This window comes from Pseudomonas sp. F01002 (genome assembly GCF_004402115.1).
Taxonomy (GTDB): Bacteria; Pseudomonadota; Gammaproteobacteria; order Pseudomonadales; family Pseudomonadaceae; genus Aquipseudomonas; species Aquipseudomonas frigoris.
Genome location: NZ_SOPU01000024.1, coordinates 261,681 through 270,567 on the forward strand (window position 1 = coordinate 261,681; position 8,887 = coordinate 270,567).

The 8,887-nt window shown below is 51.0% G+C and carries 9 protein-coding genes and 2 pseudogenes; 5 read left to right on the forward strand and 6 right to left on the reverse strand.

Annotated elements, in window-relative coordinates:
* Positions 1 to 188: 188 nt before the first annotated feature.
* Positions 189 to 1,121 carry an NAD-dependent epimerase/dehydratase family protein gene (locus tag E3W21_RS22080; RefSeq protein WP_134421836.1) on the forward strand — a complete coding sequence of 311 codons (933 nt, stop codon included), beginning with the start codon at positions 189 to 191 and terminating at the stop codon, positions 1,119 to 1,121.
* A gap of 73 nt (positions 1,122 to 1,194) precedes the next feature.
* Here the strand turns inward: E3W21_RS22080 and E3W21_RS22085 are convergent, their stop codons facing one another.
* The 4 genes and pseudogenes from E3W21_RS22085 to E3W21_RS32420 all read right to left on the reverse strand — a co-directional run bounded on the left by E3W21_RS22085 (position 1,195) and on the right by E3W21_RS32420 (position 2,792).
* A complete protein-coding gene (locus tag E3W21_RS22085) occupies positions 1,195 to 1,425 on the reverse strand; it encodes a hypothetical protein (RefSeq protein WP_134421837.1) in 231 nt (76 codons plus the stop codon).
* Positions 1,426 to 1,467: 42 nt separating this feature from the next.
* The gene (locus E3W21_RS22090) at positions 1,468 to 1,821 is read right to left on the reverse strand and encodes a hypothetical protein (RefSeq protein ID WP_218570176.1); all 354 of its coding nucleotides are present in this window, start codon (positions 1,819 to 1,821) and stop codon (positions 1,468 to 1,470) included.
* Entirely contained in the window at positions 1,806 to 2,057 is a 252-nt protein-coding gene (locus E3W21_RS32415; protein WP_371927136.1) for a transposase domain-containing protein, read from the reverse strand. The genes E3W21_RS22090 and E3W21_RS32415 overlap by 16 nt, the downstream gene beginning before the upstream one ends.
* Positions 2,058 to 2,157: 100 nt before the next feature.
* A pseudogene (locus E3W21_RS32420) lies at positions 2,158 to 2,792 on the reverse strand (IS66 family transposase).
* A 176-nt stretch (positions 2,793 to 2,968) separates the two neighbouring features.
* Here E3W21_RS32420 and tnpB (E3W21_RS22100) point away from each other — a divergent pair.
* Both tnpB (E3W21_RS22100) and E3W21_RS22105 read left to right on the forward strand, forming a co-directional pair.
* The gene (gene tnpB / locus E3W21_RS22100) at positions 2,969 to 3,292 is read left to right on the forward strand and encodes an IS66 family insertion sequence element accessory protein TnpB (protein WP_256661615.1); all 324 of its coding nucleotides are present in this window, start codon (positions 2,969 to 2,971) and stop codon (positions 3,290 to 3,292) included.
* Between the two features lie 17 nt (positions 3,293 to 3,309).
* The gene (locus E3W21_RS22105; RefSeq protein ID WP_134421838.1) at positions 3,310 to 4,863 is read left to right on the forward strand and encodes an IS66 family transposase; all 1,554 of its coding nucleotides are present in this window, start codon (positions 3,310 to 3,312) and stop codon (positions 4,861 to 4,863) included.
* A 99-nt stretch (positions 4,864 to 4,962) separates the two neighbouring features.
* Here the strand turns inward: E3W21_RS22105 and E3W21_RS22110 are convergent.
* Both E3W21_RS22110 and E3W21_RS22115 read right to left on the reverse strand, forming a co-directional pair.
* Positions 4,963 to 5,130, reverse strand: a pseudogene (locus E3W21_RS22110) (transposase domain-containing protein); the annotation flags it as partial.
* A gap of 369 nt (positions 5,131 to 5,499) precedes the next feature.
* Positions 5,500 to 6,693, reverse strand: a complete 1,194-nt coding sequence (locus E3W21_RS22115) for an acyltransferase (RefSeq protein ID WP_134421839.1) — start codon at positions 6,691 to 6,693, stop codon at positions 5,500 to 5,502.
* 163 nt (positions 6,694 to 6,856) lie between these two features.
* On the opposite strand from E3W21_RS22115, the gene tnpB (E3W21_RS22120) reads away from it, so the two are divergent.
* On the forward strand, positions 6,857 to 7,162 hold the full coding sequence (gene tnpB, locus E3W21_RS22120) for an IS66 family insertion sequence element accessory protein TnpB (RefSeq protein ID WP_134421840.1): 306 nt from the start codon (positions 6,857 to 6,859) through the stop codon (positions 7,160 to 7,162).
* A 406-nt stretch (positions 7,163 to 7,568) separates the two neighbouring features.
* Positions 7,569 to 8,774: a group II intron reverse transcriptase/maturase gene (gene ltrA / locus E3W21_RS22125; RefSeq protein WP_134421841.1), complete on the forward strand. Its 1,206-nt coding sequence runs from the start codon at positions 7,569 to 7,571 to the stop codon at positions 8,772 to 8,774.
* Positions 8,775 to 8,887: the final 113 nt, after the last annotated feature.

The window sequence follows — 8,887 nt, forward strand, 5'->3', positions numbered from 1 at the left end:
AATTCCCATTGTTCGTCGTAGATCAGGTCTCTTTCGATGCTTTGACTCGATTAGGTCACTATGATGTGGGACAATTCGTCCATTGAATTACACCAATAACGCTCTGCACCGCGAACACTCCAAGCCCCCAAGCAAATGGACTTGGAAATATAATCATGACGCTCCATATCACTTCGTAGGTTTTCGCAATGGCTAACGACCCTATTCTAATTACTGGCGGCGCCGGATTTATTGGCTCGCACCTCACAGACGCATTGCTCGCAAAAGGATACAGCGTACGAGTATTCGACAACTTGTCCACCGGAAAGCGCATTAACCTCCCCCTGGACAATCCTCATGTCGAACTGATCGAAGGTGATGTCGCCGACTCTGCGGCATTAACACAAGCAATGCGCGGGTGTAAGGCGGTTGCTCATTTAGCAGCAGTAGCTTCAGTTCAAGCCTCTGTTGAAGATCCTGTTCGTACGCACCAAAGCAACTTTATTGGCTCTTTGAACATTTGCGAAGCAATGTACCAAGCCAAAATTAAACGCGTGGTATTTGCATCGAGCGCCGCAGTATACGGCAGTAATGGGGAGGGTAAAGCTATCTGCGAACAAACGCCAAAAGCACCGTTAACTCCGTATGCTTCGGACAAGCTAGCGAGCGAGTACTATTTTGATTTCTATCGGCGTCAACATGCTTTAGAGCCTGTAATTTTTCGCTTTTTTAATATCTTTGGCCCACGTCAGGACCCAGCATCGCCGTACTCTGGCGTAATTAGTATTTTCAGCGAGAGGCTGCAAAAAAATCTACCAATAACGATTTTCGGTGATGGTGAACAAACTCGTGATTTTGTTTATGTCGAAGATCTTGTGAATATATTAGTTCAGGCGTTAGAAGCACCCCACATCCAAGTCGGTGCTATCAATGTTGGCACTAATGAATCTATCACTCTAAATCAAATGATCGACAACTTGAGACAGGTCACAGGAATAACTCCTACTGTTATTTATGCGCCGCCGCGCCTGGGAGACATTCGTCACTCCCGGGCTAACAACCAAAGACTGCTCGAGCAGTACCAATTTTATCAGACCCCAATGAACATCGGCTTAGCAAAATTGCTGGCAAATCATCAATGATAGCAGTTTAAATAACGGCCTCCAGCTTCTGAGCTCTTCTCCTCCCAATGCATGGCAATAATTTTAAATAAATTTAAATTTTCGACCAACCTCTTTGCCCGAACGACACCATGCATTTTTTACCAGCCAATACAATACTGAGCAGTTCATCCAACAAGCTAATATTTCGTAACCGCTCCACGAACCCCATATTCAAAGCCGAGATTTGATGCCTGATACTGTGCTCCCGAACTCTTTCAGAAGCCAGCGGCCATGATGCGTCCTGATGCCAAAGTTGAAAAAGTGTACCGCGTAACTGATCCATACCCACCAATCCAGGCAGACGGCGCGTGAGATGGGGGCGAAATCAAATCATGCTGGCGGTTCGTGGCACAGTTACTTCATTTTTTGTGGCCTGATATCCACCACCATTCCCGCCTGTACGTTTTTGATCGGTGAAAGCAAGTGCGGCGAAATATTCCAGCGCTGGCCGTTGTCGGTTACCACAGTGACGGTCTTGCGATTGAACTTCATGACTGCCAGACAGGCGCTCACCACTAGGTGAGTCGAAGCTTCCCCGTGCTCCTGGATGGAATTGCATCACCGATTTATGAGCTTCCAACGACTCCAGCCTCTTCAGCCGTTCGATAATGTGATGATTCAACGTCACTAACTCATCGACACTCAGATAATCAATATTGATACTCAGGATGCCCTCCAATTCCAGGGTAGTAGCGCCTCAAAGTCTTCAACCAACACAGCCTGCGGTAATCGCTCCAGCACCGTATAGGGCTCCTGGCCGTTTGCCTTGGCCGTCTCGACCAAACTGTAGATCTGAGCACTGGCGGTGGCGCCCTTGGGCGCGTCACTGAATAACCATGCCTTGCGACCGATAACAAACGGCTTGATTGCTCTTTCGGCGGCATTGTAGTCGATCGGTAAAAAGCCGGCCTCAATGTAACGCTACAGCCGGCTCCAGTTGCTGGCCAAATAACCCACGGCCTTGCCCAAGGCACTTTGCGATGTGACCTGGGGATGAGTTTTCTCCAGCCAGCTTTCAGTTGGGCGAGCACTGGTAAGTCTTTTCCTGGCGACCGACAAAACGCTGATCATCCGTGACCTCTTTGAGTTCACGCTCGATGCCATACAGCTTGTTAATCATGGTCAGCGCGATATCGGCACGGCCCGTCTTACCTTTGGGCTGCACTTTTTGCGCATCAACGAACTTACGCCGGGCATGCGCCCAGCAACCTAGGCACTTGACACCCAGCTGCGCGCTGAGGGCGTTATAGCCGGCGTAATCGTCGGTCATCAGGTAGCCGCGATAATCGGCGAGCAAACGCAATGGCACCTCCTGCGCTCGGCGGTGTAGTCAAAAAGGATAACTGGCCGCTCAGGCGTGCCGCTGGCTTGGACCCACATCCAGGATTGGCTGGTCGGGTCTCGATCCGGTTCCTTGAGCACTTGTGCCCGCGTTTCATCACAGTGGATCACCGGACTTTCCAGCAAACGGTCGCTCATCAGATTCAGCAGCGGCTGAAAGTGTTCGCAGCACTGGATCACCCAACGCGCCAGGGTTTGGCGTGGGATGTCGACGCCGTGTCGGCCAAGGACTTTTTCGAATCGATACAGCGGCAGACCGTCGACGTATTTGGTGGTCAGTAGCATCGCCAAGACGCTGGGGCTGGCCATGCTTTTTTCGATCAATTGGGCCAGTTTGTCGGCGGTGATTTGCGCAGCTTCACATCCGCGGCAGCCGTAGACCTTGCGGATGTGTTTAATCAGTATCCGCTCCACGAACCCCACATTCCAAGCCGATAGCTGACAGCTGATGCTGTGCTCCCGATTTCCCTCAGGAGCCCATCACCATGATGCGTCCCAACGCCAGCGTTGAAAAAGTGTACCTCTACCCGAAACCGGTGGTCTTTCGAAAGTCCATCGACGGCTTGGCTGCCCTGGTCGAACTGGATATCAAAGTTGCGGTGTTCGATCCCGTACTCTTCGTTTTTCTGAATCGTCACCGCAACCGGGTCAAAGTGTTGTACNTGGAGTCCGAGCGTTTCAAAACTTCACCCGATGAGCTGGACGAGGTCATCGTGCTGACCGTGCAGGAGCTGAACTGGCTGCTGGATGGCTTTGACCTCTGGCGCAACCGCCCGCACAAGGTTTTGACTCCAAGGTTTGTGGCCTGACGGGTATAATCCAGGGCATGCGATCATTGCCCGACAACCTTCCAGACGACCCCGTAATTCTCAAACAGATGCTGCTTGAGGCCTACGAAGCACGCTCGCGCGAGCAGGAAGTCAAAGAAGCTTACGCCACCCACATCGTTGATCTGAAAGAACAGATCAAGCTGTTGCGTGACCGTATCTTCGGCCGCAAATCAGAACAGACCGTTGAGCCCAACACGCCGCAACTGGCCCTGTTCAATGAGCCGGAAAGCGAGCCGATGCCTTCAATCGGCGACGCTGACGAAGAAGTTGTTGCTCCAGCGCCACGTCGTGGCAAGCGCAAGCCACTGTCGGCCGATCTGCCGCGCATCGAAGTCATCCACGAACTGCCTGAACACGAACTGACCTGTGCCTGCGGCTGCCGCAAGCATGTGATCAGTGAAGAAACCAGCGAGCAGCTGGACATCGTGCCGATGCAAATCCGGGTCATCAAACACATCCGAAAAGTCTACGGTTGCCGCGGTTGTGAAACAGCCCCGGTCACCGCTGACAAACCAGCGCAACTGATCGAAAAGAGCATGGCCAGTCCGAGCGTCCTGGCGATGCTGCTGGCCACCAAGTATGTCGATGGCTTGCCGCTGCATCGTTTTGAAACGGTGCTGAGTCGACATGGCATAGAAATCCCTCGTCAGACGCTTGCCCGCTGGATCATCCAGTGCGGCGAGCATCTGCAACCGCTGTTGAATCTGATGCGCGACCGGTTGCTGGAAAGCCCTGTCATCCACTGCGATGAAACTCGCGTCCAGGTACTCAAGGAACCGGATCGAGACCCGACCAGCCAATCCTGGATGTGGGTGCAAGCCAGCGGCCCGCCAGAGCGAAAAGTCGTGCTGTTCGATTACACCTCCAGCCGTGCGCAGGACGTACCTTTGCGCTTGCTGGAAAGTTACCGTGGTTATGTCATGACCGACGATTACGCCGGGTACAACGCGTTGGCGTTGCAACCGGGCGTGGAACGTCTGGCGTGCATGGCTCATGCACGGCGCAAGTTCGTGGAAGCACAAAAGGTGCAGCCCAAAGGCAAGACCGGACGAGCCGATATCGCGCTGGCGATGATTAACAAGCTGTATGGCATCGAGCGTGAGCTCAAGGATGTCAGTGACGAGCAGCGATTTATCGGTCGTCAGGAAAAGAGCCTGCCGATCCTGGGGCAGTTGAAAAGCTGGCTGGATAAAACCCAGTCGCAGGTCACGCCGCAAAGTGTGCTGGGCAAGGCCGTTAATTATCTGGCCAGCAACTGGAGCCGGCTGGAGCGCTATGTAGAAGCTGGTTTTTTACCGATCGACAACAATCCGGCGGAGCGCGCGATAAAGCCGTTCGTAATCGGACGCAAAGCCTGGCTGTTCAGCGATACGCCCAAAGGGGCCACTGCCAGTGCGCAAATCTATAGTTTGGTCGAGACCGCCAAGGTCAACGGTCAAGAGCCCTATACGTGGCTGCGCCACGTACTGGAGCGGTTGCCAGATGCCTCATTGCTAGAAGACTACGAAGCGTTGTTGCCGTGGAACTGCTCACCGGAAACGCCACGGTAAACCAAGGCCTCACTTTGTGGTAGGTGGGGTTCATGGATCGCATATGAAAAAGTCGTATCCGATCCACGAAGTACACCTATCACCAGGTGCGCTTCCCGTTTACCGTGGCATTTCCGGTGAGCAGTTCCACGGCAACAACGCTTCGTAGTCGGCCACCGACTTTGCATGTGGCAGGCGCTCTAGTACGTGGCGCAGCCATGTATAGGGCTCTTGGCCGTTGACCTTGGCGGTCTCGACCAAACTGTAGATCTGGGCACTGGCCGTTGCACGTTACAAGCTTATTGGTCGGATCGTAATCGCACTCAAAATGAATTTTCTTGAATGTGCCTTGCCCATGTTGAAAGTCGACTCGGCCACTCGCATCAACAAATTTACCGATATCCATCAGAGTTTAAAATTATCACCTTTAATGGTGATAGTTGAATCATTGTAGTTGAGCCATTCAGTGATAGGTTCTGATTGTTCGCTATCCCATATATATGCATGTTCTGCCATGCCTTGAACAGATAGCTTGCACGATTTTATGTATTTGGACTTATTTAAATTTAGCAAAATCGTGAACTTCATACCTGTTCCGTGAATATTGGTGTTATCTAAATGTTTCTGGCAATTTCGCTTGGTTGTTCGTCGCTGACTTCAATTTACTACCTGATGAGTGGGTGAGCTAATCAGAACCACTTTTTCTCGACCATTAAGATTGAAATAACTTAGTATCTTGATTCTGATAAAGTCGCTGAGGCGAACCTCTAAATACTTGTGCGAAAGCGCTGCGAAAAAGATAGAAAAGCAGATTACAACCAAGGAAAAGCTTGGGTCCCGAATCTGAGCTCTAAAACTAGTCTCCCAAAGAACATCAAAAACAGGTTTTACAAAAAATGGATGGATCAAATATAAGGAGTAAGAGATGTTGCCAAGCCATATCAGCCACTCTGGAATCTTGAAGGAAACAGTTTTGCTTGAAATGGTGAACGCAAAAAACATCAGGATCAATGACCATCCCCATCCATTAATACCCATTCCCCAAGAAATCTTAGAAAGATTGACCCAAATAGCAAGGGAAACGCTCGCGGCGCAGAGGAATAGGGCGAAAGATTTGCTGTTGATTTTCAATGGTGAGAAATATATCAACCCAATTATGACGCCGGCTGCGAACTCCCAGATCAGCGGGGAGGTGACAAGCGCAAGGTATGATCTCCAGCCGTAATTAACATAGGCGTCCAGAGTAGGGGTAGCGCCGTTCAATAGTGGTAGCCCGATAAGCGTCAAGGTAATAAAGGAAAAGAAGACAGGCCACCGTAGTTTTCCGAAGATCATGCAGACAGCAAACAATGTGTAAAAGTATAGTTCGTAGTTCAATGACCAGCCCGGAAATAGAACACTTCCGCCAAGTAATGGGGCTAGCGATGAATCATTTTTTAATGGTATGAATAAAACTGATTTAAAAATGTCTGAGACGGAGTATGGAAAATGCGCCCCGAGAAAATTGTCAATGACCGTTACAGTGATCCAGAAGATAATAGTCAAGATCGCATAGGTGGGCCAGACTCTTGAAAGTCGTTTTATGAGAAAGGTAAGTGAATTGCGAAATGAAGGCTCTATTCCTTTTGTTGAGTAGGCCATGATGAATCCGCTGATGACGAAAAATAGAGGTACGCCAGCACCACCGCCAGAAAATAACCAATAATAAAAACTAGAATCGATTGGTATGTTTTGTTGTTGTAAAATATGCAGCATCACAACCATTAGAGCAGCTATGCCACGCATGGCTTGGATGAATTCCAGCTTGCCATCGTGATGTTTTTTGTTGTGATTAGAATTGACAGCAGTCATAACGAGTCGTCCGAGAAACGTTGATTTTAGTTAAGTTGTAGGCCTAAGACTCGAGTGTATCTGGCCAAAAGCCGCTATATTCGTTCTTTTTTTTAAAAATTGATAGAGTCAAAGGAGATTCGCCATTCCTGTGCTCCCGATTCCCATCAGGAATCACACCCAGATGCGTCCCGACGCCAAAGTCGAAAAAGTCTATCTCTACCCCAAGCCTGTCGACTTCCGAAAATCCATCGACGGCCTCGCTGCTTTGGTCGAGTTGGATATCAAAGTGACGGTGTTCGACCCTGTGCTTTTTGTTTTTCTGAATCGCCCCCGTAATCGGGTGAAAATCCTCTATTGGGGTGTGTCACGAACGCTGGCGTCAGCCAGCGATGCTGTATCAAAGATGGGAGTAGGCCTCCCGGAGTCTGCTTGCAGGAGCTGGCTTCAAACCGCCCGGTGCTGCTGCGTTCAAAAGGCGTGGTGGTGAGCGACCGTTGGAAAAGGCGCCGATAACGGCGTCAGGTACGTATTGAGAAGATGAGCGAAAGCAAACCGTCCGAAGACGCATCGTTAAGGATTCAAGCGCTGTCAAAACCGAGGTCGCCCAGTAGCCTCGGGATTAGTCTGGAAGATACCTGTCTACTGTCCAGATGACAGCCGGTGTATAGGCGGCATGAGCTCAATACAGGCTTTGATATGGAACGTGAGAACCTCGCCTTTGATGCCAAGGGAAATGACAAGCGGCTACCACCGCAAGGAAGAATACCGATGCAAAGGCCGAGGGGCGGAGCCATTCGTAGTAGTGATGAAGTTCTTGTAATGAGAGTGGAGCGAAGGGATGGCGTTGCCCAGCTCGCTTATGTCGTCAACCGGCTTCGGCGGGGAAGAGCGGCATGAGCGCAGCAAAGTCGAACAGCATTTCCAAGCTGACAGTTTGGGAGGCCTTCCAGCGAGTGAAAGCCAATCGAGGAGCCGCTGGGATAGATGAACAATCTATTGCCCAGTTCGAGCAGAAGCTGCAACGGAACCTGTACAAGGTTTGGAACCGCATGTCGTCGGGTTCCTATTTTCCGCCACCGGTTCGGCAGGTGGAAATTCCGAAGCAATCAGGAGGCAAACGCAAGCTGGGTATTCCAACAGTAGCCGATCGGGTGGCTCAGACCGCCATCAAGTTGCTTATAGAGCCGAGTCTGGACTGTCTGTTCCATCCGGATTCCTATGGATACCGGCCGGGAAAGTCAGCCAAACAGGCAGTGGAGATCACTCGTAGGCGTTGCTGGAATATCAATTGGGTGGTGGAGTTCGATATCAAGGGAGCCTTTGATCACATTGATCATGAGCTGCTGCTCAAAGCGGTCAGGCATCACATAAAGGATGAATGGATTCTGTTGTATATCGAACGGTGGCTTAAAGCGCCGTTTGAGACTGCTGACGGCGTTCAGGTTCCGCGTGAAAGCGGTACACCCCAAGGTGGGGTTGTCAGTCCCTTATTGATGAATCTGTTTATGCACTATGCGTTCGATGCCTGGATGCAACGGACTTTTCCAGGTTGTCCATTTGCACGCTACGCCGACGATGCGGTGGTTCACTGCCGTAGCGAAAAGCAGGCGTGTGAGGTCATGGCGGCAATCAAGGCACGGTTGGAAGTATGTCTGCTGACCATGCACCCGGAAAAGTCGAAGATTGTGTATTGCAAAGACAGTAACCGCAAAGCAGCGTACCCAACGACGCAGTTCACGTTTCTGGGGTTCACCTTCCGGCCACGGGAGGCATGGGGCAATAATGGACGCCGGTTTACCAGCTTCCTGCCCGGGGCCAGTAATGAGGCGTTAAAAAGAATGCGTCAACGAACTCGCAGCTGGAATATCCAGCGGCAAACACCGGTCAGCCTTCTTGAGTTGTCACAACAGTACAACGCTACCCTGCGCGGGTGGTGGAACTACTATGGGGCTTTCTACAAAATGGTCATGCGCAAGGTCTTCAATCACTTTGACTTGAAGCTGCAACGCTGGGCCCGTCAGAAGTACAAACCACTGGCGGGGCACAAGCGCCGCAGTGTTGATTGGCTCAACCGGATGAAGAAAGCCTGTCCATCGTAACCGATCCACGAACTACACCTACCTCAAGATGAGGCAGTCGTTTACCGTGGCATCTCTGGCGAGCAGTTCCATGGCAGCAAGGCTTCGTAGTCCCCAACCGATTGTGCCTGCGG